This window comes from Promicromonospora sp. MEB111 (assembly GCF_030209445.1).
Lineage (GTDB): Bacteria > Actinomycetota > Actinomycetes > Actinomycetales > Cellulomonadaceae > Promicromonospora.
In genome coordinates this window covers 262,596-289,341 of sequence record NZ_JARVSD010000013.1, presented here as the reverse complement: position 1 = coordinate 289,341, position 26,746 = coordinate 262,596, and the positions used below count along the sequence as shown (strand labels likewise).

Genomic DNA, 26,746 nt, shown 5'->3' with positions numbered 1-26,746 from the left:
GTACGCGTGCTGCGACGGAGCGCACGACGTTGGGCCGGTGCACCACCCAGTCGTCGACCGGTGCGTCATCGATGGTCACGCCGGTGTGCCCCTTTCTGCGCAGAGCTGTCCCCACTCAGATGTTGCCCGGGACGCGCAGCCTGGGGTCTGCTGCGCAGTGGGATTACGGTGGGAGATACGGGTTAAATGTGTTGATCGGCCTACACGTGATTGATGTCTGAAATGGCACGCGAAAGGCGACGTTCCGCCCGATCCCGCTCGGTCCAGCATACGTAACGGGACTTCAATATGGCCCGCGACGGCGGATGAAATGGGTCTCAGATGTGCCGTCCGGGCGGTGGCCAGCCACGCCGCGTGACGGCACAAGAATGCGCCCGTCGAGACCCACGCCTACGACCGGGCCCGAGGACTGACGCGGGGGGCCGCGCACTTCAGCGGGCGGGGCCGAAATCGAGTGGGTGGCGGGCGGTCCGGTGCCTAGGATCGCTGCATGTCGAACTCCGTGCCCGCACCGATCCACCCCGCCGTCGAGAAGGTCACCGCAGCACTCGCGGAGGCGGGCGCCACCGGCCAGGTCCGCTGGCTGGACGACGCCGCGACGACCGCGGCGCTGGCCGCCGAGTTCCTCGGCATCGGCGTGGGCCAGATCGCCAACTCCCTGGTGTTCCTGTTCGACGGGACGCCGACCCTCGTGCTCACGTCCGGCGCCCACCGCGTGGACACGGCCTGGCTGGGGGAGCAGGTGGGCGCCACGATCACGCGGGCGTCGAAGGAGCAGGTCCGTGAGGCGACGGGCCAGGTCATCGGCGGCGTCGCGCCCGTGGGTCACCCGGCGCCGGTGCGTACCTACATCGACACCGCGCTCGGCGCCTACGACGAGGTGTGGGCGGCGGCGGGGCACGCCAAGACGGTCTTCCCGACGACGTTCGACGAGCTGGTCCGCATCACGGGCGGCACCCCGACGCCGGTCACGCCGGAGGGCTGACAGTGCTGCCCGCTCGTCGTCGGGCGTGTCCATGGAACGCCACCTCGGCAGTCTGCCGGGAGCCACTGACACTCACGGCGGCTGTCAGCCGAGCGCGCCCCTCCCCGCGGTGAGCGAGATCGTGCCCAGCACCAGGAACACCGGGGACGCCAGGATGCCGCACCAGAAGCTCGGGGCCGCGACCCGGCGGGGCAGGAACAGGCTCGCGACGCCCGCCGCGGTGACGAGCACGGCCGCGAGCATCATGATCGGCTGCTCGAACACGAGCGCCAGCGGCGCGAAGTGGGTGCCGACGACGATCAGGACGGTGGGCGCCAGCAGGTGCCGGCGGTCGGTGCGCGCGTAGAAGATCGCGAGCCCGGCGATGACCGCGACCTCCAGCCAGAACACCACGATGTAGGCGATCACCGCGGGGCTTCCCGAAGCCATCGCCGTGGGGGTGTCCCAGTTGCGGATCAGGGTCGGCAGGCCGAGGCCGAGCAGCACCAGGCCGCCGGCGCTGAGTGCCCCGAGCACGACCCGCCAGACGACGCCGGCCGGCGGCCGCTCCTGCGCCCACCCGGCCCACACGAAGGTGACCGTGCCGAACAGCACCGCGGTGAACACCAGGTCACGAGCGAACTCCACGTTCAGCATCTCCGACCACCTCCGGGCGCAACGCTAGCGAACAACGCGCCCGTTTTGTTCCCTTAGCGGCTGACTCGGATTCAACAGGCTCCACGCGACCATGACCGCATGCTTCATGGTCGCCTGAAGCCTGCTGAACGAGGGTCAGCACCAGCGGTCAGCGCAGCCCCGTGACCGTCACCCGGATCGAGAGCAGCAGGTTGGTCGCCGTCACGAACAGGACGTTGCGCTTCGCGCCACCGAACGTCAGGTTCGAGCAGACCTCGGGCAGCAGCAGCTTGCCCAGCAGGGTGCCGTCGGGGTCGAGGCAGTGCAGACCGTCGTGCGCGGCCGCCCAGATCCGGCCGCCGTCGTCGACCCGGACGCCGTCGAACGTGCCGGCGTCGCAGGTGGCGAGCACCTCGCCGCCGGTGAGGGTCAGGTCGGGGGCGACGTCGAAGCGCCGCAGGTGCTTGCGCTCGCTGTCGGCGACGTAGAGGGTCCGCTCGTCGGCGGAGAAGGCGAGGCCGTTGGGCCCGGCGAAGTCGTCGGTGACGCGGGTGAGCGAACCGTCCGGGTCCCGGCGGTAGACGTGGGTCCCGCCGATCTCGGGCGTGGCCGCGAAGCCCTCGTAGTCGCTCTGGATCCCGTAGGTCGGGTCGGTGAACCAGATGCTCCCGCCGCTGTGCTCCACCAGGTCGTTCGGGCTGTTCAGGCGCTTGCCCTGCCAGCGGTCGGCGAGCGTGGTGACGGTGCCGTCCGGCTCGGTGCGGGTGACCGACCGGGTGCCGTGCTCGCACTGGAGCATGCGGCCCGCGCGGTCGACGGTCCGGCCGTTCGCGTAGCCGCCCGGGCTGCGCCACACGCCGACGCCGCCCGTGGCCTCGTCCCACGCGAGGACGCGGTCGTTCGGGATGTCGCTGAACAGCAGGGTCCGCCAGGCGGGCGAGTACGCCGGGCCCTCCAGCCAGCTGCCCTCGTCGAAGAGCACCTCGGCGAACGTGTCGCCGCGCACGGGGGCGAACCTGTCGTCGTGGCGCTCCCACCGGGCGCGGATCCTGTTGACGGTCACAGCTGTCTCCTTCGTGACGAGCATGCGGTTGCTGCCGGTGCGGCCGTGATCCTGGCAGCAGCCGCGGGGTCAGTGCGCGGCCGCGCCGAGCACGTCGGCCGCCGTCGTGACCTCAATCAGCGGCGCGTACAGCCGCATGATCTCCAGGGCGCGCTCGTGGTTCTCCGGCGTCGAGCCCGCGCAGGCGTCCTCGACGACGAGGACCCGGCGGCCGGCGTCGGCGGCGGCCAGCGCGGTGGAGATCACGCAGCAGTCGGTGGCCACGCCCGCGAGCACCAGCTCGCCGGCCTCCTGGGTGGCGGCCGCCAGCTCCGGGCCCCACTTGCCGAAGGTGGTGCGCGTGACGACGGGCGCCCCCGCGGCGACGACGTCGGCGAGGTCGGTGATCTCGTACAGCGGGTCGTCCTCGGGCACGAGCGCGAAGGGCCACTGGTCGAAGTACGCGCGCCAGGCGCCGTCGGGCACCGCCGGGGCGACGTACCGCGTCAGGACGGTGCGCCCGGCGAAAGCGGGGAGCAGGCGCCGCGTCCCGGCGAGCGCGCGCGGGTAGTCGGGGGAGGCCCACGGGCTGGGCGGGACGGCGAACACGTCCTGCATGTCGATCACGACCAGGGCGGTATCCGGCCCGACGGCGGCGGCTACCCGGGACGGCTCGACGGCGTCCGCACCGTCGCTCATCGCTCCTCCTGACGGCGCACCGCGCGGGCGCTCAGCAGGAGCGTCCCGACGAACCCGAGGGCCAGGGCGACCAGCACGCCGAGGTTGGCGAACGCCCAGTTCCCGTCCACGCCGCCGAGCGGGCCCAGCAGGTAGCCCTGCCAGGCCAGCCAGGGCGCGTAGGTGTTGGTCACCAGGCCCCAGCCGATGCCGGTACCGCCCACGACGAGCAGCACGGCGGCCCAGTTCACGGACCCGTACCGGCCGGCGGGGTCGTACAGGTCGGCGTCGGCGTAGTCGCGGCGGCGCAGCAGGATGTCGGCGAGCAGCACGCCGCACCAGGCGGCGACCGGCACGCCGAGGGTGATGAGGAAGCCCTGGAACGGGCCGATGAAGGAGTCCGCGACGAAGACGACGTAGATCGCGCCGACGACCATGAGCGCGCCGTCGATGGCGGCGGCCACCCAGCGCGGCGCGGGCAGCCCCAGGGACAGCAGTGCGAGACCGGAGGAGTAGATGTCGAGGGCGGCGCCGCCGATCAGCCCGGCCAGCGCGACCACCGCGAACGGGATGAGGAACCAGGTGGGCAGGATCGTGGACAGGGCCCCGATCGGGTCGGCGCCGATCGCCTCGTTCAGCACGGGGTCGGAGCCCGCGAGCAGCAGACCGAACACGAGCAGGACGACGGGGGCCAGCGAGGCGCCGAGCGTGGTCCACCCGACGATGCCGCGCCCGGAGGCGGAACGCGGCAGGTAGCGCGAGTAGTCGGCGGCCATGTTGACCCAGCCCAGCCCGAAGCCGGTCATCATGAACACGAGCCCGCCGATCACCTGCGGGCTGCCGCCGGCGGGGATCGCGGCGACCGTGGCCCAGTCGATGTGGTCGAGCACCAGCACGATGTAGACGACGGTGAGCACGGCGGTCAGCACCGTGATGACCACCTGCAGCCGCATGACGAGGTCGAAGCCGAAGACGCCCGCGACGACCACGATGCCCGCCACGACGACGAGGGCCACGACCTTGGTGACGGTTCCGCCGCCCCAGCCGAGCGTCCCAAGCACGGTCGAGGTCGCGAGCGTGGCCAGCGCGACCAGCACCGTCTCCCAGCCGACCGTGAGGATCCACGACAGCAGCGACGGCAGCTTGTTGCCCCGCACGCCGAACGCGGCCCGGGACAGCACCATGGTGGGCGCCGACCCGCGCTTGCCGGCCAGCGAGATGAACCCGCAGAACAGGAACGACACCACGATGCCGATCGTGCCGACCACGACGGCCTGCCAGAACGACACGGCGAACCCCAGCAGGTAGGAGCCGTACCCCAGCCCGAGCACCGAGACGTTGGCCCCGAACCACGGCCAGAACAGGTTGCGCGGCGAGCCGCGCCGTTCGGCCTCGTCGATGGTGTTCAGGGCATTGGTCTCGACGCTCGTGGGCGCGCTGCTCATGGTGGTGATCCTGCCACGACGCACGAAGGGCCCGCACCGTCCTGGTGCGGGCCCTTCGTGAGCAGGTGTCGGGCGGAGCCGACCCGGGTGGGTCAGCCGATCCGGAGGTAGACCGGGCTGTCCTGCCAGATCTCGGTGTACCGGACGGTCTCGCCCGGGACCGGAGCCTCGATCTGCATGCCGTCGCCCGCGTAGATGGCGACGTGGCCCGGGGACCAGATGATGTCGCCCGGCTGCGCGTCGGCGGCCGAGACCTCGGTGCCGGAATAGCGCTGCTGCGCCGAGGAGTGCGGCAGGGTGATGCCGACCTGGGCGTAGACGTAGGACGTGAAGCCCGAGCAGTCGAACCCGGCGGGGGTCGCGCCGGCCCAGACGTACGGGACGCCGAGGTACTGCATGGCGATGTCGACGATCTTGGACCCGGAGGTGGCGGCCGGGGCGGCCTTCTCCTCGGGCTCCTCGGCGACGGTGGTGGCCTTGACCTCCTCCTTGGCGGGCTCGGCCTCGACGACGGGCTCCGGCTCCGGCTCCGGCTCGGGCTCCGGCTCCGGCTCGGGGGCCGGCGTCACCTTGATGGTGCCGGTCTCCAGCGCGAACTCGCTGTCCGCGGCCACCTTCACGGCGGGGGCGGTGTCCACCTTCGCCGTGGTCAGGGCGGCGGTGTCCACCTCGGTGTCGGCCGACTTCTGCACGGCGTCCTGGACCGCGTCGCGCACGGTCTCGAGCTCGGCGGTGTTGGTGCTGGGGTCGTTCGCCGGGGCGGCGTTGGCCGGGATGGCGAGCAGCGAGACGAGGAGTCCCGATCCGGCGGCGACGACCGCGCCACGGCGGGCGGTCGCGGAGATGCCGCGGGCTGCGGCGCGCGAGATCGGGGTCAGCGGGGTGAGGGGTGCGTGGGCAGCACGATGGCGCCCGGGCATGCGTGTGGTCACAGCAATTTCTCCCGGCGCCTACGAGGTGAGCTGTCGGATTCGGATCGGAGAATGACCCGGCCGCGTCCTGCTGGTGCGGCTTCACCCCAAGGGCACCTGGCGGTGCCCGCGTACTTGGTTCCCCCGTCCCTGTCATCTGTTCAGAGCAGATCTCGTGGCGGTGACAGGGCTCGGCGTCCTCCACGAGTGCCCACGGAATTCCCCGCGAGCGGGACCGACCGTAGCCCGCCTGGGCCCGAAAGTCACGATCGCGTTACGGACATCCCGGCCAGTGCTGGAGCTATTGACCGGAATGTCCGACCTACGCTAATGCGGCGGGCGCCGTCCGGATCGAGGGCGGCGCCCACCGGGCCGAAGGTCCCGACTAGGACATCTGTCCAGGTCGCACATTGTGGTTGCGGGCGAACAGGTTGTCCGGGTCGTACCGCCGCTTGACCGCCGCGAGCCGTTCGTAGGTCGCCGTCGGGTAGACGGCTGTGACGTCCGTCTCATCGGCCGTCGTGAGGAAGTTCGCGTACGCACCGCTGAGGTGCGGGGCGAGCTTGCCCCACAGCCCGTCCAGCACCGGCCGGGCGGCCTCGATCACGGGCGCCGGGCCGCCGGTGAAGGTGGTGACCATGAGCTCCGCGCCCCGGTGCGCGTACGCCGTGGCGTCGCTCGGCACCCGGGCCATCGCGCCACCCAGGCTCCGGATCGAGATGGACGGCGAACCCGCCGACGTACCGGCCTCGGCCAGGATCCGCAGGGTCTCCTGGACCGACTCGTGGTCGACGAGGCCGTCGTGCGCGATCACGTGGATGCCGGGCGGCGGCGTGCCACCCTCCACCAGGACGTCCGCGTAGTCCATCAGCGTGACGTCGTCCTCGATGACCGTCCCGAGCCGGCGGATCGGGTCCAGTGCCGCCGCCGCGGCGTCGGGGTCGTCGCCGTCGAACGCCACGTGCACCTCCACCGGGGCCTCCGGCCCGCCCGCCAACGGGTTGGCGAGGTTGGTGATGGACGTGACCTCCTCCGGGGCCGTGCGCAGGTAGTCCGCCCAGCCCTGGAGCACTGTGGCGGCCTCGCTCCCGGGGAACGACACCTTCCCGAAGAAGACGCGCGTGGTCCGGTGCGCCGCGAACTCGAACGACGTCACGACGCCGAAGTTGCCGCCGCCGCCGCGGATCGCCCAGAACAGGTCCGGGTGCTCGTCGGCGCTCGCGGTCACGACCGCGCCGTCGGCGGTGACCACCTGCGCGGCCACCAGGTTGTCGAGGGCCAGGCCGTACCTGCGGACCTTCCAGCCGATGCCGCCGCTCAGCGTGAGCCCCCCGACGCCGACGCTCTTGGTGTCGCCCGAGGAGATCGCCAGGTCGTGCGGGGCCAGGGCCTCCGCGACGTCGCCCCAGTGGGCGCCGCCGCCGATCCGCACGAGGTGCCGCTCGGCGTCGACGACCTCCACGGTCGCGAGCGGGCTCAGGTCGATGACGATGCCGCCGTCGTTGGTGCTGAAGCCGGGAAAGCTGTGGCCGCCGCCGCGGACCGACAGGGCGAGCCCGGAGCCGGCGGCGAACCGGACGGCCGCCTGCACGTCGCCCACGGTCTTGGGCCGCAGGACGTAGGCCGGGCTGCCCACGACGAGCCGCGAACGCGCCACCGACTCGTAGTCGGCGTCGCCCGGCTCGATGATGTCGCCGCCGAAGTCGCGGCGCAGGGTGTCGAGTGCTGAGGTCATGACGTTCCTTCCAAGCGGTTGTGCCGAACGAGGAGTCGACTCGCCAGGCCTGGAAGATGTGACCGGACGACGGCGTGACCTCGGTCACGCGGGCGTCGGGACCGCCCGTCAGCGCGTCACCGCACCCCCGCCAGCACCGCCTCGGCCACCACGAGGTCCTCCCACGACATGCCCGTGCTCTTGAACACGAGCGGCCGTTCCGGGTCGGGGCGGACGGCGCCCGTGACGACGTCGCGCATCGGCACCAGGTCGCCGGCCGCCAGGGCGCCCTCCGCGATGGCGAGCACCACGTCGCCCGCCTCGCGCAGCGCGGCGCCCGGGTCCTCGACGACGACGGTGCCGCGCGCGAGCAGTCCAGCCGGCAGCTCCCGGGCGTCCGGCTCGTGCGAGCCCACAGCGATGACGACGGCGCGGTCCGCGATCAGGACGGCGTCGAACAGCGGCTCGCGGGCCGACGTCGCGCACACCACGACGTCGGCGGCGCGCAGCGCGTCGTCGGACGCCGGGCCGCCCAGCCGGACGACGGTGGCGCCGTCGATCTGGGCGCCGTCGGTCGCCTCGGTGCGGGCCGGGTCGCGGACGAGCTGGGTGACGTCGCCCAGCGGTCGCCGTTCGCCCAGCGCGTCCGCGAGCGTCGCGACGTGCCCGTGCCCCTGCGGCCCCGCGCCGACGACCGCGACCTGGAGCGGGTCGGCGGCGTCGAGCAGCCGGTCCAGCACCGCCGCGACCGACACGGCGGGCGTGCGCAGCGTGGTCAGTGCGATGCCGTCCAGCACGGCGACGACGCCGAGCGTGGCGGCGTCGAGCAGCAGGTACGAACCCTGGACACGGGGCAGGCCGAGCGTCGCGTTCGCGGGGGCGACCGTGGCGACCTTGATCCCGACGTGCGCCCGGTCGCCGCCGCCGTCCGACGGCATGAGCAGCAGCTCGCCTGCCGGCACCGGCACGCCCTGGCGGGGCAGGTCGGCGGCCGGGTCCAGCCCGGCCGCGAGGGCGGCGCGGAGGGCGGCGACGGCGTCGGCGGGGGAGCAGGCGGCGGCCACGGCCGCGGCGTCCAGCACGAGGGGCGCGCTCATCGCAGCACGAACCCGGGCACGAGGGTGTCGGCGGGGTCCACGACGAACCGGTGCTCGCCCGTGCGGTACGCCGTGCCGGTGACCTGGGGGACCACGGCGGGCAGGTCGCCCACCCGCGTCGTCCCGACGACGGCGCCCGTGAACGTCGAGCCGACGATCGAGGTGTGCTCCAGCACGGGGCCGCCGACACCGACCCGGCCGTCGCCGGCCAGCACGGCCAGCCGGGCGCAGGTGCCCGAACCACAGGGCGACCGGTCGACCTGGCCGTCGGCGAAGACCGTCACGTTGCGCTGGCGCACGGTCCCGTCGGCGTCGGTGCCGAGGTCCTCGTGCAGGATGGTGCCGTACACACCGCTCAGGCGCGGGTCGGTGGGATGGACGGCGCGGCCGTCGGCGTCGAGCGCCTGCTTGATCTCGCGGCCCACGGCGATGAGGTCCGCGTAGCTCGCCGGGTCGACCACCAGGCCGAGGCTCGTGGCGTCGACGCTCGCGTAGATCGCGCCGCCGTAGGTCAGGGTCGCCGACGCCGTGCCCCACGTCGTGGGCACCGCGAGGTCGCGGGCCAGCACGTAGCTGGGCACGTTCACGAAGTCGACGCCGACCGTGCGTCCGCCGGCCCGGTGCACCCGTGCGGTGACGCGGCCGGACGGGACGTCCACGACGACGTCGACCGCGCCGTCACCGGGCGCCGCCACCAGGCCCGTGTCGACGGCCCAGGCGCCCAGGGCGATGGTGCCGTGCCCGCACGCGGTCGAGAAGCCGTCCTTGTGCCAGAAGAGCACGCCGAGGTGGGCGCCGTCGTCGTCCGGCGGCACGATGAACCCGCCGTACATGTCCGCGTGCCCGCGCGGCTCGGAGCACAGCAGCCGCCTCAGGTCCTGGGCGTCGGTGCTCGCCAGGGCGCGGGCGCGGCGGTCGGCCACCGAGTCGCCCGGCAGAGGGACGGGCGGCTCCGCGACGATCCGGAACGGCTCGCCCGCCGTGTGGTAGTCGGTGGTGGCGACGGTCTGCGTGATCACGCCGCCATCCTCGGGCATGGGGCGTGGGCCGTCCACGCGCGCTGCGCGCACGTCACCTCGGCGCACTGACGCCCGGCTCAGACCTTGTCGGCGGGCGCGGGCGCCGGATCGTCCGCCGGCGTCGGCGCGTCGTCCGGCGTCGGCGCGTCCGCCGGCACCGGGCCGTCGTCCGGCGTCGGCGCGTTCCGTGCTGCCCGCCGGGCCTTCCGCTGGGCCGCGTCGGCGTCGTCCTGGAACACGTTGTCGAGCGTCACGACGAACGTGGTGAAGAGGGTCACGAGAATCGCGATGACCCACAGAGTCCACTGCAGCCAAGCCCATGGCGCGAGCGACCCGAGCCACCAGAAGACCCAGGCGATGCCGCCGCCGACCAGGACGATGAGGATCGCCCCGATCACCTTGCCCGCATCGAGCTTGCGCCGCGGGCGCTGCTTGCTGACGCGGGAGCCGACGGCGCGCCGCGCGGCCCGGGTCGCCAGCTCGTTGAGCGCGTCCTCCAGGGCCTCCTTGCCCTCACCCTCCGGCATGTCCCGGTGGATGGTCACGAGCCGGTGCAGCTTGCGGTCGGTGCCGGGCACCACGCCGAGGAACGCCGCGAACGCCGACACCACGGCGCCGAGTGCGGGCAGCCCCACCGACAGGATCGACACCATCTCCGAGGTGATCACGGCGCAGAGCCTATCCACGCGGGGGTGATTCCCGCCGGGTTTTGACCACAGCAGTTGCTGCCAGCGGGCCGCGGGTTCTGGCAGCAACCACTGTGCTCGACGCCGCCGCTCGGAACCGCGTCCTCCACCAAAGGTCGGAGGGGGAGTGTGGCCCTGCGGGCGATGTGTCCCGGCGTCCCGCTCGACAGGGTTGTCTCGTCCGGAGAAACACCCCCGGACCAGACCGAACACCTGCCGAGCGCGAGGAGCGCGACGATGTTCTCGTCCCACGACCACACACCCACCGAGCGGCCCGCCCGGCGCCGCCCCCGAGCGCTGGCGGCCCTCGCCGTGCTCGGGGCGCTCGCCGTCGCGGTCGCCGGGGCACCGGCCGCCACGGCGGCCGGGCTCGCGGCGACTGACCAGCCCACGCCACCCCCGCCGGTCACGGCCCCCGCCGGCGAGCACACCCTGGAGCAGTCCGACGTCGACGCCTGGCTCGACGGCCTGCTGCCCGCCTCCCTGGAGAGCGCCGGCATCGCCGGCGCCGTCGTCACCGTGGTGCACGACGGCGAGGTGGTCACCACGCGCGGTTACGGCCACTCCGACACGGGCACCACGGGCGGCGAGGCCGTGCCGGTCGACGCCGAGCAGACCCTGTTCCGCCCCGGATCCGTCTCCAAGCTCTTCACCGCAACGGCGGTGATGCAGCTCGTCGAGAGCGGCGACCTCGACCTGGACACCGACGTGGCCGAGTACCTCGACCTCGACGTGCCGCGCCGGTTCGACGAGCCGATCACGCTCCGGAACCTGCTCACCCACACGGCCGGGTTCGAGGAGCGGGTCGGCGGCCTCATCGGGTTCGGCGACCAGCCGGTCGTGCTCCGCGACGCCCTGGCCGAGGACCCGCCCGAGCAGGTCTACGAGCCCGGCACCGTTCCCGCCTATTCCAACTACGGCAACGCGCTCGCCGGCTACGTCGTCGAACGGGTCAGCGGCGTGCCCTTCGAGGAGTACGTGGAGCGCAACATCTTCGAGCCGACCGGGATGACGTCGTCGACCTTCGTGCAGCCGCTGCCGTCCGCGCTCCAGGACCGCATGTCGCAGGGGTACGCCACGTCGTGGGACGCCCCGGGGCAGTTCGAGGTCGTCGGGGCGCCTCCGGCCGGCTCGCTCACGTCGTCCGCCCCCGACATGGCGCGCTTCATGCTGGCCCAGCTCGGCGAGCCCGGCGCGGGGTCGCTGCTGGAGCCCGACACGCTGGACCTGATGCACGCGCCCGCGCTCGACGAGAGCACGCTCGGCGGCCTCGCCGCGGCGCCCCGGATGACGCTCGGCTTCTTCGACGAGAGCCGCAACGGCCACCGGATCATCGGCCACGGCGGCGACACCCAGTTCTTCCACTCGCACCTGCAGCTCTACCCCGAGGAGCGGACGGGCATCTTCGTCTCGCTGAACAGCTCGGGCACCGACGGCTACGCCACCGTCCCGCTGCGCGAGGCCGTGCTGCAGGGCTTCACCGACCGCTACTTCCCGGCGGACGACGCCGCGGTCACCCCCGCCCCGGGCGTGACCGTCGACCAGGACACCGCACGCGAGCACGCCGCGCTCGCCGAGGGCAGCTACGTCTCCTCGCGCGGCGTGCAGAGCAACTTCCTCGCGACCCTCGACGTCCTGAGCCCCACCCGGCTCACCGCCACGGAGGACGGCCGGCTGCTGATCACGCCCGGACCCGGCTCGGCCACGCCCGCCCTCTACGAGGAGGTCGAGCCGTGGGTCTGGCGCGAGGTCGACGGCCAGCGCACCCTCGCCGTGCGCGTCGCCGACGACCAGGTCCAGGCGATCGTCTACGAGGGAGCCTTCACGCTGCTGCCCGGGCAGCCCGAGCGCGCCCAGGCCGTGGTGCTCCCCGTGCTCGGGGCGTCCGCGCTGATCCTGCTGGTGGCCGCCGTGGCGTGGCCGGTCGGCGCGATCCGCCGCCGGGTGCGCAAGGAGTCCCTGCCGCCGGGCACCGGGCGCGTGTCCCGGATCCTGACGAAGATCGCGGCCGTCTGCGCCGTGCTCGCCCTCGCCGGCTGGGCGATCACCGTCACGACCGTGATGAGCCTGCAGGACATCCCCGAGGCGTCGCTGCGGCAGCTCCAGGCGGCCCAGGCGGTCGGCGTGCTCGGCATCGTCCCGGCCGTGCTGCAGGTGGTCGGCGCCGCCCGGCACCGCCACGGCTGGCGCCGGATCGTGGGCACTGCCCTCGTGGCGCTCGCCCTGGTCGGCGTCGCCTGGCTCGCCCTCGAGTTCCGGCTGCTCGCGCCGTCGGTATCGTACTGATCGATGTCCACGACAGGCGGGTCCACGAGAAGCGGGTCCACGAGAAGCGGGTCCACGACAGGCAGGCCCATCGTGCTCGACGACGTATCGCTCCCCGTGCGTCCCCGCCGGTTCGACGCGCTCCTGAACCGGCTGGGCCTGACCAGCGCGGTGGCGCGCGACCGCCTCCTGGCGGCGGTCGTGCTGGTCCTGACGGCGGCCCTGCTGCTGAGCCTGTTCGAGTTCGTGCTCAAGATCGAGGGCCCGACCATCGGCCCGGTGCAGGGTGTGGTGCTCATGGTCGCCGCGTGCCTCCAGGCACTCCCGCTCGTCCTGCGCCGGGTCCGCCCCGTCCTCTGCCTGGGCCTCGTGGTGGCCTGCCAGGTGATGATCGTCTTCGCGTCGCCCGCCGACCTGTCCGTCGGCGGCATCCCGCAGGTCATCGCCGGCTACACCGTCGGCACGCTGCTGCCCGTGCGCCGGGCACTGGCCGTCACGGGCGCCGCGGTCCCGGTCGCGGCGCTCGCCGCGGCCGGGACCGCCCTCGTGACCGGGAACGATCTGCTGGTGCCGGTGCTCAACCATCTCGCCTCGGGCCTGATCACCTACGTGGTCAGCGCCCTGGTCGGCAACGCGGTGGCCACCCGCCGCAACTACACCGAGCTGGTTCGGCTCCGGGCCGCCGAGGTGCTGCGCACGCAGCGCGCGACCACCCAGGCGGCCATCTTCGCCGAGCGCTCCCGCATGGCCCGCGAGCTGCACGACGTCGCCGCGCACCACCTCTCGGGGCTGGTCGTGCAGGCGGCGGCCGTCGAGCGGCAGATCGACAGCGACCCCGAGACCGCGAAGAAGGGCACCGCCTGGATCCGCGCGCAGGGCAAGGAGACGCTCGACAGCCTGCGGCTTATCGTGGGCGTGCTCCGGGAGCGCCCGGGCTCCGGCGGGTCCGGCGAGGACCCGCACGACGCGCCGCCGCCCGGGCTTGACGCCCTCGACGACCTGGTCCGGACGGCACGCGCCCTGGGCGACACCGTCGACCTGGACCGGGCGGGCCGGCCGCGGCCCCTGGCACCCATCGCCGACGCCGCGTTCTACCGGGTCGCCCAGGAGGCGCTGTCCAACGCACGCCAGCACGCACCCGGCGCGCCGGTCCACGTCGCCGTGCGCTTCGAGGAGCGGGAGGTGGCGCTCGAGGTGACCAACGAGCGCGCCGCCGGGCGGGCGCCCGCGGACTCCGCGCGCGGCTCGGACCGCCGGGGCATGGGACTGATCGGCATGGGCGAGCGCGCGCACCTGGTGGGTGCCGCGCTCAGCACGGGCGCGACGCCGTCGGGCGGCTGGCGGGTGCGACTGGCGCTCCCGCTGCACCACGAGGTCACGACCACGACGCAGGCGAGCCCGGCGCTCGCCGAGGGGGGACAGCAATGATCAGGGTCATGCTCGTCGACGACCAGGCGGTGGTCCGGGCGGGGTTCCGGTTCCTCCTGGAGGAGGCCGACGACATCGAGGTGGTCGCCGAGGCCTCGAACGGCCCGGCGGCGGTCGAGCTCGCACGCCGCCACCACCCCGACGTCGTCTGCATGGACGTGCGCATGCCGGGCGGCGACGGGCTCGCGGCGACGCGCGAGATCGTGGCGCTCGGGTCTGACACGGCCGTGCTGGTCGTGACCACGTTCGACCTCGACGAGTACGTGTTCGGGGCCCTGGAGGCGGGCGCCAGCGGGTTCATCCTCAAGGACTGCGAGCCCGAGGAGCTGATCGACGCCGTCCGCCGGCTCGCCGACGGCCACGGCCTCATCGACCAGGCGGTGACCCGCCGGGTCATCACGGAGTTCGCCCGGCGCACGGCCCCGCCCCGCTCCGCCGCGGACGAGGCGGCGGCCGCGGCCCAGCTCACGGCTCGCGAGGCCGAGATCGTGCGGCAGCTCGCCCGGGGACTGTCCAACGCCGAGATCGCCCAGGAGCTCGTGGTGGAGACGAGCACGGTGAAGTCCCACCTCGGCCGCGCGATGGCGAAGGTGGGCACCCGCGACCGTCTCCAGACGGTGGTCTGGGCCTACCAGAACGGCCTGGTCCCGGGCTGAGCCTCAGCCGACCCGGAGCCCGTCGGGGGCGAACGGCGTCGGGTCGAAGGCGCCGAACCGCTCCCGGAACTCCGCCGCGCGGCCCGGCCAGAGGAGCGTGAGGCGGCCCGAGCGCTCGTCCACGTACCAGCTCCGGCAGCCGCCGCGCAGCCACACCGTCTCCGCCGCGCGGCGGTCCACCTCGCGCGTGTACGCCGCCTCGGCCGCCGCGGACACCTCCAGCGGTCCGCCCGTCGCGTCCAGGTGGTCGAGCGCGCCCAGCACGTAGCCGATCTGCGCCTCGATCACCTCCAGCGCCGAGTGGTGGCCGAGGCCCGCGTTGGGGCCGTCCAGCACGAACAGGTTGGGGAACCCGTGCACCACCGTGGAGGCGTGGCTCGTCATGCCGTCCGCCCAGTGCTCGGCGAGCGTGCGCCCGTCGCGGCCCGTGACCAGGTGCGCGAACGGCGGGCGCGTGGTCTCGAAGCCGGTGGCCAGCACGATCACGTCCACCTCGTGCCGGGCGCCCGAGGCCGCGACCAGCGTGGACCCCTCGACCGCCACGGGCGGGCCCGGCTCCAGCGTCACGTGCGGCTCCTGGAGGGCCGGGTACCAGTCGTCGCTGAACAGCGCGCGCTTGCAGCCCACCGCGTAGTCCGGGGTGAGCAGGGCGCGCAGCGCCGGGTCCGGCACCTGGGCACGCAGGTGCGTCTGCGCCCGCTCGCGCAGCTCGGTCTCCGCCGTCGTGCCCGCGATCCGGGCGTCGAACAGCCGCTCCGCCTCCGCGGCGAGCGCCGCGCGGTCGGGCGGCGCCTCGCCAGGCGCGTACGCCCGGTCCCCGCGCGGCAGCACCCAGGGCGGGGTGCGTTGCAGCACGACGACGGACGCCGCCCGCCGGGCCACCTCCGGCACGAGCTGCACGGCGCTCGCGCCGGTGCCGACCACGGCGACGCGCAGCCCGGCGGGCAGCTCCCGGTCCCAGCGGGCGGAGTGGAACACCCGGCCCGGGAACGTGGCCAGCCCCGGGATCTCGGGCACGCGGGGCTCGCTCAGCCGGCCGACGGCGGTGGCCAGCACCCGCGCCGTCAGCGGCCCGCGCGACGTCGTCAGTCGCCACGTGGCGGCGTCGTCGTCCCAGCGGGCCGACGTGAGGCCCGTGCCGAGGCGCAGGTGCGGGGTCAGGCCCTCGGACCGGACGACGTCGCGGACGTATCGGTGGATCTCGGCGCCCGGCGCGAACACCCGCGACCACCGCGGCTGCGGCAGGAACGAGTAGGAGTACAGGGCGCTGGGGATGTCGCACGCGACGCCGGGGTAGACGTTGTCGCGCCAGGTGCCGCCCACGTCGTCGGCGCGCTCCAGGAGTGTGAAGCCCGTGCGCCCGGCGCGCCGCAGGCGCACGCCGAGGCCGACGCCGGCCAGCCCCGCGCCGACGACCGCCATGTCCACGTCGGCGGCCGGGCCGCCGTCGTGCCTGTCCGCGTACGCCGCCGTCACCCCACCTGCTCGTACGTGGTGGTGCGCTGCCGCACCGGACGGCCGAGCTCGGCGGCCAGCCGGGTCACGTCCGTGACCGTGAGCTCGCGGCCCTGCTCCGGCCCGGCGTCGGGGTCCAGCGCGCCGTCGAGGAGCACGCCGCCCAGGTCGTCGGCGCCGCCCGCGAGCACGCGCTGCGCGCCGCGCATCCCGAGCTTGGTCCAGGCGGCCTGCACGTGGTCGATCCGCCCGGCCAGCATGAGCCGCGCGACGGCATGCAGGGCGCGGCTCTCGCGCAGGGTCGCGACCCGTGCGCCGGGCACCGGGACCGGCGACTCGGACGGCAGCCACGGCATGGGGATCAGCTCGGTGAACCCGCCGGTCGCGTCCTGGATCCGGGCCAGGGCGCGCAGGTGCCGCACCTGGTCGCGCGCCGACTCGACGTGGCCGTGCACGATCGTCGCCGTCGACCGCAGGCCCGCGGTGTGCGCGGCCGTGACGAGCTCGACCCAGCGGTCGGCCGGGATGTCCCTGCCGCCCGTGAGCCGGGCCCGGACCCGGTCGTCGAGGATCCGCGCGCCCGTGCCCGGCACCGTGTCGACGCCGGCCTCGTGCAGGAGCCCGAGCCAGTCGGCGAGGGGCAGGCCGGCGCGTGCTGCGCCGTCGGCCGCAGGTGCAGCCGGGGCCCGCCCTGCTTCACCGCCCGGGCGAGGTCGAGGTAGGCGTCGGCGCCGGCCGCCGTCGGCGGCACACCCTGCACGCACACCTCCGTGGCGCCCAGCGCGACCGCCTCGGCGGCGAGCTCCGCGACCCGCTCGGGCGGCAGGCCGAGCGACGCGTCGATGTTCCGGTTCACGGCGTACGTGACGGCGTCGCCGACCCGCTCGCGGCGCACCTGGTCGGCGAGCGCGGCGAGCTCCTCGAGGTCGGTCCCGTCCGCGCCGAGCAGCTCGACCCACGCCGCGTCGTCCGCCCCACCGGGATCGCCCTGGACGTCGCTCAACAGCCCCGCCAACCGCCCACCCACCCCGCTGAGTGCTGGACTTTCGCCCTTTTCCGAGGCGGAACGGGGCGTATGTCCAGCACTCAACGGAACGGATGAGGGGAACTCGCCCAGGAGGGCGTCGTGGCGGGCCAGGCCGTAGTCGTCCGCGAGGGCGAGGACCCGGTCGCGCAGCCGGTCGTCGAGCCACTCCGCGCCCGCGCGCGCCTCGCGCAGGTAGTGCGGGTGCGCGGTGAGCCGCTCGCGCAGCGTGTACCCGCCCTCGGCGGTGAGCCGGGCCAGGTCCTCGATGTGCGGCCAGGGGCGCTCGGGGTTGACGTGGTCGGGGGTGAGCGGGCTGACGCCGCCCCAGTCGTCGATGCCGGCGCGGACCAGGAGCTGGAGCTCGGCGGCGTCGGTCAGGTTCGGCGGGGCCTGCACGCGCATCCCGGGGCCGAGCAGCACGCGCGTCACGGCGACGGCGGCCGCGTACTCCTGGGTCTCCAGGTCGGCGGCGCCCATCATGGCCGTGGCCGACTTCGCGCGGAAGTTCTGCACGATCACCTCCTGCACGTGACCGTGCCGGGCGTGCGCGTCGCGCAGCGCGAGGATCGAGTCGACCCGCTCCGCGTAGTTCTCGCCGATGCCGAGCAGCACGCCGGTGGTGAACGGGATGCGGGAGCGGCCGGCGTCGTCGATCACGCGCAGGCGCAGGGCCGGGTCCTTGTCGGGGGAGCCGAAGTGCGCCTGGCCCTTCTCGGTCCAGAGGCGCGACGACGTGGTCTCCAGCATCATGCCCATCGACGGGCCGACCGGCTTGAGCCGCTGCAGCTCCGCCCACGACATCACGCCCGGGTTGAGGTGGGGCAGCAGACCCGTCTCGTCGAGGATCAGGCGGGCCATGTGGCCCACGTAGTCGAGCGTCGAGGCGTAGCCGTGGTCGTCGAGCCACTGCCGGGCCACCGGCCAGCGGTTCTCCGGGCGGTCGCCGAGCGTGAGCAGGGCCTCCTTGCAGCCCAGTGCGGCGCCCTGCCGGGCGACGTCGAGCACCTCCTCGGCCGACATGTACGGCGAGATGCCCGCCTTGGCGAGCTTGCCCGGCGTTTGCACGAAGATGCAGTAGTGGCACCGGTCCTGGCACAGGTGCGTCAGCGGGACGAACACCTTGCGGGAGTAGGTGAGGACGCCGGGGCGGCCGGCCTCCGTCAGGCCCTGGTCGCGGAGCGCCCCTGCGACGGCGAGCAGCCGGTCGAGGTCGGCGCCGCGCGCGTGCAGCAGCACCTCGGCGTCGGCCCGGGTCTCGGCGTCCGGCCTGCCCGGCGCGCTGCCGCCGCTCGCCTCCAGCCGGTCGAGGGCCGCGGCCAGGACCGCGGGGTCCGGAGGCTGCGGCTGGTCGTCGGGGCGCGCGGGCATGCGCAGTGTCAGGGGAACAGTCATGAGCCCACCTCGGGTGCGGGAACCGGATCGCGATGGTCCGGAGGGGACTGCCCGACACTATGTCATCGTGGTGTCACCCGACCTCGGCGAGGGTGCCCTCCTCGGCGGTCACGAGGGAGGCGATCGTCGCGAAGAACCGCGCGATCCCGGGCAGGTTGGCGCCCTTCTCGCGCGACGCGGCGAAGTCCTCCGACGTGCGCCACTCGACGATGTCGAGCCACTCGTCGTCCGGCAGCTGCACGAGGCGCGCCCCGAGAAAGCCGGTCCGGTCCGTCTCGAAGTCGGCGAGCATCGCCGGCCGTGCCGCCAGCATCGCGTCGATCCTCTCGGGCAGCACCCGGAATCGGGTCAGCTCCACGGACGTGCTCATCGTGTCTCCTGGGGTGTGCGGGTGGTTGTTCGCGCTCACCGTAGGACACAAAGGGGGTCATCCGGCTGCATGCGCGGTGTGGGAATCCCGGATATCACCCGCTCGATCATCTTGCTAGCGTCCCTGGGACCAGCAGGCGGGCAATGCCGCCGGTCTGCTCCGGCTCCTGACCGACTGAGGTGGTCTCCCATGGTTCTCCGCCGCGCACCGATCATCGTCGCCGTCGCCACGGCCGCGCTCCTGGCGACGGGGGCGGCCGTCGTGCCCAGCCTCGCGGCCACCGCCGTGGCCGCCCACGAGGCGCCGACGGCGGCCCGGCCCGGCCCGGCCGAGCCCGCCGCGGCACCCGCCGCCGCACCGGAGGCCGCCACGCCCGTCGAGGCGAACGGTCAGCTCAGCGTCTGCGGCGTGCGCCTGTGCAACGAGCAGGGCAAGCAGATCCAGCTGCGCGGCATGAGCACGCACGGCACCCAGTGGTACTCGCAGTGCGTGGACGACGCGTCGCTCGACACCCTCGCGTACGACTGGAACGCGGACGTCGTGCGGATCTCCACCTACGTCCAGGAGGACGGCTACGAGACGGACCCGGCCCGGTTCACCGCGCTGGTCAACCAGTACATCGACATGCTCACCGCGCGGGGCCTGTACGCCGTCGTCGACTGGCACATGCTCGACCCGGGTGACCCGAACTTCAACCTGGAGCGCGCCAAGACGTTCTTCACCGCGATCGCCGAGCGGAACAACGGCAGGAACAACATCATCTACGAGGTCGCGAACGAGCCCAACGGGGTGTCGTGGCAGACCATCAAGGGCTACCACGAGCAGATCGTCCCGGTCGTCCGCGCCAAGGACCCGGACGCCGTCATCCTGCTCGGCACCCGCGCCTGGTCCTCGCTGGGCGTCTCCGACGGCGCGAGCGAGTCCGAGGTCGTGAACAACCCGGTCAACGCCTCGAACGTCATGTACACGTTCCACTTCTACGCGGCATCGCACGGCCAGGAGTACCTGGACACCCTGTCCCGCGCCGCCGACCGGATCCCGATGTTCATCACCGAGTTCGGCACCCAGGACTACGCGGGCGAGGGCGCCAACGACTTCGCCATGTCGCAGCGCTACCTCGACCTCGCGGCGCAGAAGAAGATCAGCTGGGTCAACTGGAACTTCTCCGACGACCACCGCTCCGGCGCCGTCTTCCGGGAGGGGACCTGCGGGAGCGGCTCGTACGGGACGGACCGCCTCAAGGAGTCCGGCACCTGGATCCGCGACCGGATCCGCACGGCGGACGACTTCTAGGTCGGCCGCTCTGGGCAGGCCTGGTCGCGTCGGCCTGGTCGTGTCGGCTGGAAGCGTCGGTCTGGAAGCATCGGCCGCAAGGTGCACTCGATCGGCAGGTGCTGGCAGGGCTGAACGACGAACACCTCAGCCCCGCCTGATCCGGCTCTGCAGGACAATCCTGCAGAGCCGGATCAGGCGGGGCCCAGCCGACCGGAGTTCTGCCCACCCGGCCACCCTCAACCGGCTGCGACGCACCCCGGAGCGAGGTTTGAGAAGATCGTCCGATGCGGATCATCCAGCTCCCGGCCCGAGAGATCACGCGGTTCGGCAGCACCGGCGTCGACATGGACTTCCTGCCGCAGGTGCCCGACGCCGAGCGCACCACGGTGCACGTCGCCCGGATCGTGGCGGGCGGCACGCTGGGGGAGCACCCGGCGACGTCGCTCCAGGTCCTCGCCGTCCTGGCCGGCGAGGGCGTCGTCACGTCGAAGGGCGCCGACGGCGCCGCCGACGAGCGCTGGGAGATCGAGCCCGGCCAGGCCGTGGTCTGGGAACCCGGCGAGATCCACGCGACGACGGCGACCACCGACCTGCTTGCCGTGATCGTCGAGACCACCGCCGACGAGCTGCTCTTCCGCGACCACGAGGTGCTGCACGGCCCGCCCGCGGGCTGACCCGGAGCAGGGGGAGCACTACGCTCCCTCCATGGTGCTCACCGTGTCCGTCATCGGCGCCGGACCCGCCGGCCTCTCCGCAGCTGCCGCCCTGAAGGCCCGCGGCGCCGACGTCACCGTGCTCGAGAAGTCCGAGCACGTCGGGAACGCCTGGCGCCACCACTACGACCGCCTGCACCTGCACACCACGCGCGGGCTGTCCAGGCTGCCGGGGCTCGCGATCCCGCGGGAGTACGGCCGGTGGGTCGCGCGCGACGACGTCGTCCGCTACCTCGAGGCGTACGCCACCCACCACGACCTCCGGGTCGAGCACGGCGTCGAGGTCACGCACCTCGACCGGCCCGTCGCGGACGCCGGCGCGGACCGCCGCTGGACGATCACCACCACCGACGGCACCCGCACCGCGGACGCCGTCGTCGTCGCCACCGGCTACAACCACACCCCGCACGTGCCCGACTGGCCCGGCCAGGACGCGTTCACCGGTGAGGTCGTGCACGCGAGCCGGTACCGCAACTCCGCCCCGTACGCGGGCCGGCACGTGCTGGTGGCCGGCGTGGGCAACACGGGCGCCGAGATCGCGCAGGACCTCGCCGAGAACGGCGCGGCGAGCGTCCACCTCGCCGTCCGGACGCCGCCGCACATCGTGCCCCGCAACCAGGGCCCGTGGGCCGCGCAGTACACGGGCGTCCTGGTGCGCCACCTGCCCGATCGCCTCGTCGACGCCGTCGGCGTGGCCGTCCGCAGGGCCGGCGTCCCGGACCTGTCCGACCTCGGGCTGCCGATCCCGGACGTGGGCATCGCGACCCGCGTCGCCCAGGGTTCCGTGCCCCTGCAGGACATCGGCATCGTCGCCGCGGTCCAGGCCGGCACCGTGCGCGTCGTCCGCGCCGTCGAGCGGTTCGACGGCGGCGAGGTGGTCCTGGCCGACGGCGCCCGCCTGACCCCCGACGTCGTGCTGGCCGCGACCGGGTACCGGCGCGCGCTCGAACCGGTCGTGGGCCACCTGGGCGTGCTCGGCGACCGCGGCAAGCCCCTCGCGACCAACGGCCGCCCGGCCGCGCCCGGCCTCTACTTCACCGGCTTCACCAACCCGATCAGCGGCATGTTCCTCGAGATGGCGGCCGACGCGCGCCGGATCGCACGGCACGCAACCCGCGGCAGGTAGGCGGATCCGACACGACGTATCGATTCGGTCGAAATGCTTGACACCTCGACCTCCGACCGGCAGCGTCCCGCGCATGAGCCGCCGAACGACCCTTGCCACAGCCGCCGCAGCTCTCGTGGCACTGACCCTCGGCGCCTGTGCGCCGTCCGCGGACAGCCCCGAGCCGGGCGCGGCGGCAGGGGCGGGGTGCGACGGCGACGCGGTGGCGCTGGACGTCTGGTCCTGGCGGACCGAGGACCTCAAGACGTACGAGCGGATCTTCGACGTCTTCGAGAAGGCCAACCCGTGCATCACGGTGAACTTCCAGGCCCACCTCAACACCGAGTACGACCAGATCCTGCGCACCGGCCTGACCGGGTCGGACGGGCCCGACATCGCGCAGGTGCGCTCCTACGGCCTGCTCCAGCCGCTCGTCGAGGGCGGCAACCTGGAGCCGCTGGAGGACGTCGTCCCGGCGCTCGCGGACTTCGACGACGCGATCCTCGACGGCTCGCGCGGCCGTGAGGACGGCGCCGTCTACGGCGTGCCGCTGGCCAGCCAGACGATCCAGGTCTACTACAACACCGCGATCTTCGAGGAGCACGGACTGGAGGAGCCCGAGACCTGGGACGACTTCATCGCGCTGAACGACACGCTCCTGGAGCACGACGTGACGCCGCTCGCGGTCGGCGCACGCGACGGCTGGTTCGTGCCGACCGTGCACGACGCCCTGACGGCGGCCCAGTACGGCGGCGCCGACTTCCAGGAGGCCCTGCGCGACGGCGCGACGGACTTCACCGACCCGGCCTACGTGGACTCGATCCAGACGCTGAAGGACCTCCAGCAGTACATGCCCGACGACGTGACGGGCGTGCAGTACACGGACGCGCAGGTGCTGTTCACCTCCGAGCAGGCCGCGATGTTCGCCGGCGGCTCATACGAGCTCGCGTTCTTCCAGGACGCCAACCCCGACCTGGACCTCGGCGTGTTCCAGGTGCCCCCGCCACCCGGCTCGGCCCTGGACCACCCGGTCAGCGCCGGCTACGCGGACGGGAGCTGGGGCCTGTCGGCCACGACGGAGCACCCCGAGGAGGCCGAGACCCTGCTGAACTGGCTGGCGACGCCCGAGTTCGGGCAGCTCGTGGCCGACGAGCTCAAGCAGTTCTCGCCGATCCCCGGCGTCGAGTTCTCCGACCCGCTGCAGCAGGAGATGTGGGACCTGTACCAGGAGAGCCCCGCGCCGTACCTGCTGCTCGTGGACTACCGCTACGGCGACCCCGTGGGCACGGACCTGATGGGTGAGGCGGGGCAGAAGCTCTTTCTCGGCGACACCGACGCCGAGGGTGCCGCCGACGTGATCCAGGACGGCCTGTCGGCCTGGTGGACGCCGGGCGAGTGAGCCGTCGCCGTCGAGCCGCGGCACTGCCCACGCCGGTCGCACTGCTCTTCATCCTGCCCGCCGCGGCGCTGTTCGCCGTCTTCGTGCTCTACCCGATGGCCACGGCGCTGACCTACTCGCTGTTCTCCTGGCGCGGCACCGCGCAGGACGCGTTCGTGGGGCTGGACAACTTCGTCGCGCTGTTCACCACCGAGCCGTACGCCACCCAGCTCCCGCGCGCGTTCGGGCACAACGCGCTCCTGTTCGCCGGGGCCATGGTGGTGCAGAACTCGCTGGGCCTCCTGCTGGCGTACGTGCTGCACCGGCGCGGCCGGCTGCGGCGCCTGTTCCAGGTGCTGTACACGATGCCGTACCTGGTCTCGCCGCTGGTGGTCGGCTACCTCTGGTCGCTGCTGCTCTCGCCGCTGTTCGGCCCGGTCAACGCCGCCCTGCGCGCCGTCGGCCTCGACGCGGTGGCCCAGCCCTGGCTGGGCGACCCCGACACCGCACTGTGGGTGGTGGTCCTGGTGACCGCCTGGCAGTGGGTCGGGTTCCCGCTCCTGGTCTACGGTGCGGCCCTCGGCGCGCTCGACCCGACGCTGGAGGAGGCCGCGATGCTCGACGGCGCGAGCTCCCGCCAGCGCTTCTGGCACGTGACGCTGCCCCTCCTGACGCCGGTGATCGGCACCGTGAGCGTGCTGACGTTCATCTTCTCCATGGAGGCGTTCCCGATCCCGTACGCCCTGGGTGGGTCCAGCGGCAGCCCGGCCGGCGCCACCGACGTCATGTCGCTCCTCTTCTACCGCACGGCGTTCCACTCGGGGGCGTCCAACGCCATCGGCATCTCGTCGGCGGTGGCGATCGTGCTGTTCGTCGTGATCGTCGGGGTCTCGGTCGCGTTCACGCGCTGGTTCCGTCGCGTCGAACGGCGGCTGACGTGAGGCGGGCCGCGGTCGGCACGTTGCTGTGGGGCTACGCCGCCGTCGCGCTGCTGCCCCTGCTGGTCATGGTGTGGAACTCGTTCCGGACCGACCAGGAGCTGGTGGTGGAGCCGCTCGGCCTGCCGCACAGCCCGTCCCTGGACGCGTACCGCGAGGCGTGGGTCGAGGCGTCGTTCTCCACCTACTTCGTCAACTCGGTGCTGGTCACCACGGTGTCGGTGGTGCTGTCGACGGCGGTCTCGCTGCTGGCCGCGTACGCCCTGGCGCGGTCGCGCTCACGCCTGATGGCCGTGATCGAGCAGGTCTTCGTCTCGGGCCTGATGATGCCCGTGTTCCTCATGATCGTGCCGATCTTCTACCTGCTGGACACGATCGGCCTCGCGTCGACCCGGACCGGGCTGATCCTGGTCTACTCGGCCGTCTCGATCCCGTTCTCGGTGTTCGTGCTGGCCACGTTCCTGCGCCAGCTCCCGGACGAGCTGGAGGACGCTGCCCGGATCGACGGCGCCGGCCCCCTGCGCACGTTCTGGTCGGTGCTGCTGCCGCTCGTGCGGCCCGCGGTCGCCACCGTGGTGGTCTTCCGCTTCGTGCCCATCTGGAACGACTTCTTCTACCCGCTGATCCTCGTGCGCGACCGGACGCAGTACACGCTGCCCGTGGGCCTGACCACGTTCTTCGGGGAGTACCAGACGTCGTGGTCCACGCTGTTCGCCGGCCTGGTCATCGCGACCCTCCCGCTGGTGGTGCTGTTCCTCGTGGCGACGCGGCAGATCGTCGCAGGCCTCACCGCCGGCATGGGCCGGTGACGGCGCGCGCGGCTTGCGCTCTCGGCTGACATCGGTGGCGCAGGCGTCCGGCTGTGGGAGGCTGGAGGTGTGCGGCACGCCACCGGCCAGCATTCGGCGCCTGTGGTCGTGAGGCGTACTATTGACGGGTTGCCCGTGCGCCTGTCGTACGTCGCTGCCAGCGAGCAGCCGCAACTGAAGCAGAGCATCCCCGCGCCACCCGGGACGCAGTACGCCGGCGTGCGCGCACCCCCGACATTCTGGAGACCATCGAAGTGAAGAGCGCCGTCGAGACCTTGGAGCCCACCAAGGTCAAGCTGACCGTCGAGGTGGACTACGACGAGCTCAAGCCGAGCATCGATCACGCCTACGAGCACATCGCGGAGCAGGTGAACGTCCCCGGGTTCCGCAAGGGCAAGGTTCCCCCGCGCATCATCGAGCAGCGGGTCGGCTGGGGCGCCGTGATCGAGCACGCCGTGAACGACGGGCTCTCCGGTTTCTACCGTGACGCGCTCGGCGAGACCGACCTGCGTCCGCTCGCCCAGCCCGAGGTCGACGTGACCGAGGTCCCGGCCAAGGCCGGCGAGGGCCAGCTGAAGTTCACGGCCGAGGTCGAGGTGCGCCCCGAGATCGAGCTCCCCGAGCTCTCCGACGTCGAGCTGACCGTCGACTCCACCGAGGTGACCGACGAGGACGTCACCGAGCGCCTGGACGCCCTGCGCGAGCGCTTCGGCACCCTGGTGGGCGTGGACCGCCCGGCCGTCGAGGGCGACTACGTCGTCATCGACCTCAAGGCCGTCATCGGTGACGAGGAGGTCGACTCCGTGTCAGGCGTCTCGTACCAGATCGGCTCCGGCAACATGCTCGAGGGGCTCGACGAGGCCCTGACCGGCCTGTCCGGTGGCGAGACCACCACCTTCAAGGCGCCGCTCGCCGGCGGCGAGCACGAGGGCCAGGACGCCGACGTGACCGTCACCGCGACGTCGGTCAAGCAGCGCGACCTGCCCGAGGTGGACGACGACTTCGCCCAGCTCGCCTCGGAGTTCGACACGCTGGAGGAGCTGAAGGACGACCTGAAGAGCCAGGTCGCCGGCATCAAGACCTCCAACCAGGCCGTCACCGCGCGGGACGCCCTCATGGAGAAGCTCCTGGAGACCGTCGAGGTCCCCGTGCCGTCCGGCGTGGTCGAGGCCGAGGTGCACCGTCACCTCGAGTCCGAGAGCCGCCTGGAGGACGACGAGCACCGCGCCGAGGTCACGGAGGACGCGACCAAGGCGATCAAGAACCAGATCCTGCTCGACACCCTCGCCGAGAAGCTCAAGGTGCAGGTGAGCCAGGGCGAGCTCGTCGAGTACCTGGTGAGCGCCTCGCAGCAGTACGGCATGGAGCCGAGCGAGTTCATCAAGACCCTCGAGCAGGGCGGTCAGATCCCCGCCATGGTCGGCGAGGTCGCCCGCTCGAAGGCCCTCGCCGTCGCGCTGCGCCAGATCGAGGTCAAGGACTCCGACGGCAACGTCGTGGACCTGAGCGAGTTCATCGGCTCGGACGAGGCCGACGAGGCCCAGGCCGCCCTGAGCGACGCCGTGGCGCAGGCCCAGGAGGCCGCTGACGCCGAGGCGCCCGAGGGTTCGGCGCCCGAGGCGTCGGAGACCGCGAAGGCCTGACGCACCCCCGGCCCGGCAGGGCCGGAGCAGGACGTCCGACGGCGGTCCGCACCCTTCGCGCGAGGGTGCGGACCGCCGTCCGCGTTCCCCCTGCCTTCGC

General features: G+C 73.1%; 24 protein-coding genes and 1 riboswitch. Of the genes, 11 read left to right on the top strand and 13 right to left on the bottom strand.

Annotation, left to right across the window (positions count from 1 at the left end):
* Positions 1-490: 490 nt before the first annotated feature.
* Positions 491-985, top strand: a complete 495-nt coding sequence (locus QRN56_RS17305; RefSeq protein ID WP_285105297.1) for a YbaK/EbsC family protein — start codon at positions 491-493, stop codon at positions 983-985.
* Positions 986-1,069: 84 nt separating this feature from the next.
* Here the strand turns inward: QRN56_RS17305 and QRN56_RS17300 are convergent, their stop codons facing one another.
* The 9 genes from QRN56_RS17300 to QRN56_RS17260 all read right to left on the bottom strand — a co-directional run bounded on the left by QRN56_RS17300 (position 1,070) and on the right by QRN56_RS17260 (position 10,174).
* The gene (locus QRN56_RS17300; RefSeq protein ID WP_285105296.1) at positions 1,070-1,621 is read right to left on the bottom strand and encodes a hypothetical protein; all 552 of its coding nucleotides are present in this window, start codon (positions 1,619-1,621) and stop codon (positions 1,070-1,072) included.
* 148 nt (positions 1,622-1,769) lie between these two features.
* Complete coding sequence (locus QRN56_RS17295) at positions 1,770-2,663, bottom strand: SMP-30/gluconolactonase/LRE family protein (RefSeq protein WP_285105295.1); 894 nt, start codon at positions 2,661-2,663, stop codon at positions 1,770-1,772.
* Between the two features lie 69 nt (positions 2,664-2,732).
* Positions 2,733-3,341, bottom strand: a complete 609-nt coding sequence (locus tag QRN56_RS17290; protein ID WP_285105293.1) for a cysteine hydrolase family protein — start codon at positions 3,339-3,341, stop codon at positions 2,733-2,735.
* On the bottom strand, positions 3,338-4,765 hold the full coding sequence (locus QRN56_RS17285) for a purine-cytosine permease family protein (protein WP_285105292.1): 1,428 nt from the start codon (positions 4,763-4,765) through the stop codon (positions 3,338-3,340). The genes QRN56_RS17290 and QRN56_RS17285 overlap by 4 nt, the downstream gene beginning before the upstream one ends.
* 92 nt (positions 4,766-4,857) lie before the next feature.
* Positions 4,858-5,697: a C40 family peptidase gene (locus QRN56_RS17280; RefSeq protein WP_285105291.1), complete on the bottom strand. Its 840-nt coding sequence runs from the start codon at positions 5,695-5,697 to the stop codon at positions 4,858-4,860.
* A 3-nt stretch (positions 5,698-5,700) separates the two neighbouring features.
* A riboswitch (cyclic di-AMP (ydaO/yuaA leader) is annotated at positions 5,701-5,853 on the bottom strand.
* A gap of 208 nt (positions 5,854-6,061) precedes the next feature.
* Complete coding sequence (locus tag QRN56_RS17275) at positions 6,062-7,411, bottom strand: FAD-binding oxidoreductase (RefSeq protein WP_285105290.1); 1,350 nt, start codon at positions 7,409-7,411, stop codon at positions 6,062-6,064.
* Between the two features lie 116 nt (positions 7,412-7,527).
* On the bottom strand, positions 7,528-8,487 hold the full coding sequence (locus QRN56_RS17270) for an ornithine cyclodeaminase family protein (RefSeq protein WP_285105288.1): 960 nt from the start codon (positions 8,485-8,487) through the stop codon (positions 7,528-7,530).
* On the bottom strand, positions 8,484-9,506 hold the full coding sequence (locus QRN56_RS17265) for a proline racemase family protein (protein ID WP_285105286.1): 1,023 nt from the start codon (positions 9,504-9,506) through the stop codon (positions 8,484-8,486). The genes QRN56_RS17270 and QRN56_RS17265 overlap by 4 nt, the downstream gene beginning before the upstream one ends.
* 77 nt (positions 9,507-9,583) lie before the next feature.
* On the bottom strand, positions 9,584-10,174 hold the full coding sequence (locus QRN56_RS17260) for a hypothetical protein (RefSeq protein WP_285105284.1): 591 nt from the start codon (positions 10,172-10,174) through the stop codon (positions 9,584-9,586).
* A gap of 255 nt (positions 10,175-10,429) precedes the next feature.
* Between QRN56_RS17260 and QRN56_RS17255 the strand changes: the two genes are divergently transcribed.
* The 3 genes from QRN56_RS17255 (at position 10,430) to QRN56_RS17245 (ending at position 14,541) form a co-directional block, all read left to right on the top strand.
* The gene (locus tag QRN56_RS17255; RefSeq protein WP_285105282.1) at positions 10,430-12,478 is read left to right on the top strand and encodes a serine hydrolase domain-containing protein; all 2,049 of its coding nucleotides are present in this window, start codon (positions 10,430-10,432) and stop codon (positions 12,476-12,478) included.
* Between the two features lie 72 nt (positions 12,479-12,550).
* A complete protein-coding gene (locus tag QRN56_RS17250) occupies positions 12,551-13,885 on the top strand; it encodes a sensor histidine kinase (RefSeq protein ID WP_285105281.1) in 1,335 nt (444 codons plus the stop codon).
* An 8-nt stretch (positions 13,886-13,893) separates the two neighbouring features.
* Positions 13,894-14,541 carry a response regulator gene (locus QRN56_RS17245; protein ID WP_285105280.1) on the top strand — a complete coding sequence of 216 codons (648 nt, stop codon included), beginning with the start codon at positions 13,894-13,896 and terminating at the stop codon, positions 14,539-14,541.
* A 3-nt stretch (positions 14,542-14,544) separates the two neighbouring features.
* On the opposite strand, the gene QRN56_RS17240 is transcribed toward QRN56_RS17245, so the two are convergent.
* From QRN56_RS17240 to QRN56_RS17225, 4 genes are all read right to left on the bottom strand, one after another.
* The gene (locus tag QRN56_RS17240) at positions 14,545-16,017 is read right to left on the bottom strand and encodes a flavin-containing monooxygenase (RefSeq protein WP_285105278.1); all 1,473 of its coding nucleotides are present in this window, start codon (positions 16,015-16,017) and stop codon (positions 14,545-14,547) included.
* Entirely contained in the window at positions 16,014-16,451 is a 438-nt protein-coding gene (locus QRN56_RS17235) for a hypothetical protein (protein WP_285105277.1), read from the bottom strand. Before QRN56_RS17235 ends, QRN56_RS17240 begins: the two co-directional genes overlap by 4 nt.
* The gene (gene cofG / locus QRN56_RS17230; protein WP_285105275.1) at positions 16,358-18,415 is read right to left on the bottom strand and encodes a 7,8-didemethyl-8-hydroxy-5-deazariboflavin synthase CofG; all 2,058 of its coding nucleotides are present in this window, start codon (positions 18,413-18,415) and stop codon (positions 16,358-16,360) included. The genes QRN56_RS17235 and cofG overlap by 94 nt, the downstream gene beginning before the upstream one ends.
* A gap of 73 nt (positions 18,416-18,488) precedes the next feature.
* Positions 18,489-18,785, bottom strand: coding sequence for a hypothetical protein (locus QRN56_RS17225; RefSeq protein WP_285105274.1), 297 nt, complete (start codon positions 18,783-18,785; stop codon positions 18,489-18,491).
* Positions 18,786-18,974: 189 nt separating this feature from the next.
* On the opposite strand from QRN56_RS17225, the gene QRN56_RS17220 reads away from it, so the two are divergent.
* The 7 genes from QRN56_RS17220 (at position 18,975) to tig (ending at position 26,646) form a co-directional block, all read left to right on the top strand.
* Positions 18,975-20,078, top strand: coding sequence for a glycoside hydrolase family 5 protein (locus QRN56_RS17220; RefSeq protein WP_285105272.1), 1,104 nt, complete (start codon positions 18,975-18,977; stop codon positions 20,076-20,078).
* A 266-nt stretch (positions 20,079-20,344) separates the two neighbouring features.
* The gene (locus QRN56_RS17215; protein ID WP_285105270.1) at positions 20,345-20,734 is read left to right on the top strand and encodes a cupin domain-containing protein; all 390 of its coding nucleotides are present in this window, start codon (positions 20,345-20,347) and stop codon (positions 20,732-20,734) included.
* Positions 20,735-20,765: 31 nt separating this feature from the next.
* A complete protein-coding gene (locus QRN56_RS17210) occupies positions 20,766-21,899 on the top strand; it encodes a flavin-containing monooxygenase (RefSeq protein ID WP_285105268.1) in 1,134 nt (377 codons plus the stop codon).
* A 73-nt stretch (positions 21,900-21,972) separates the two neighbouring features.
* Complete coding sequence (locus QRN56_RS17205; protein ID WP_285105267.1) at positions 21,973-23,277, top strand: ABC transporter substrate-binding protein; 1,305 nt, start codon at positions 21,973-21,975, stop codon at positions 23,275-23,277.
* Complete coding sequence (locus tag QRN56_RS17200) at positions 23,274-24,197, top strand: carbohydrate ABC transporter permease (protein WP_285105266.1); 924 nt, start codon at positions 23,274-23,276, stop codon at positions 24,195-24,197. The genes QRN56_RS17205 and QRN56_RS17200 overlap by 4 nt, the downstream gene beginning before the upstream one ends.
* Positions 24,194-25,003 carry a carbohydrate ABC transporter permease gene (locus tag QRN56_RS17195; protein ID WP_285105265.1) on the top strand — a complete coding sequence of 270 codons (810 nt, stop codon included), beginning with the start codon at positions 24,194-24,196 and terminating at the stop codon, positions 25,001-25,003. Before QRN56_RS17200 ends, QRN56_RS17195 begins: the two co-directional genes overlap by 4 nt.
* 254 nt (positions 25,004-25,257) lie before the next feature.
* Positions 25,258-26,646: a trigger factor gene (gene tig / locus QRN56_RS17190; RefSeq protein WP_285105263.1), complete on the top strand. Its 1,389-nt coding sequence runs from the start codon at positions 25,258-25,260 to the stop codon at positions 26,644-26,646.
* The last annotated feature ends 100 nt before the right edge of the window (positions 26,647-26,746 follow it).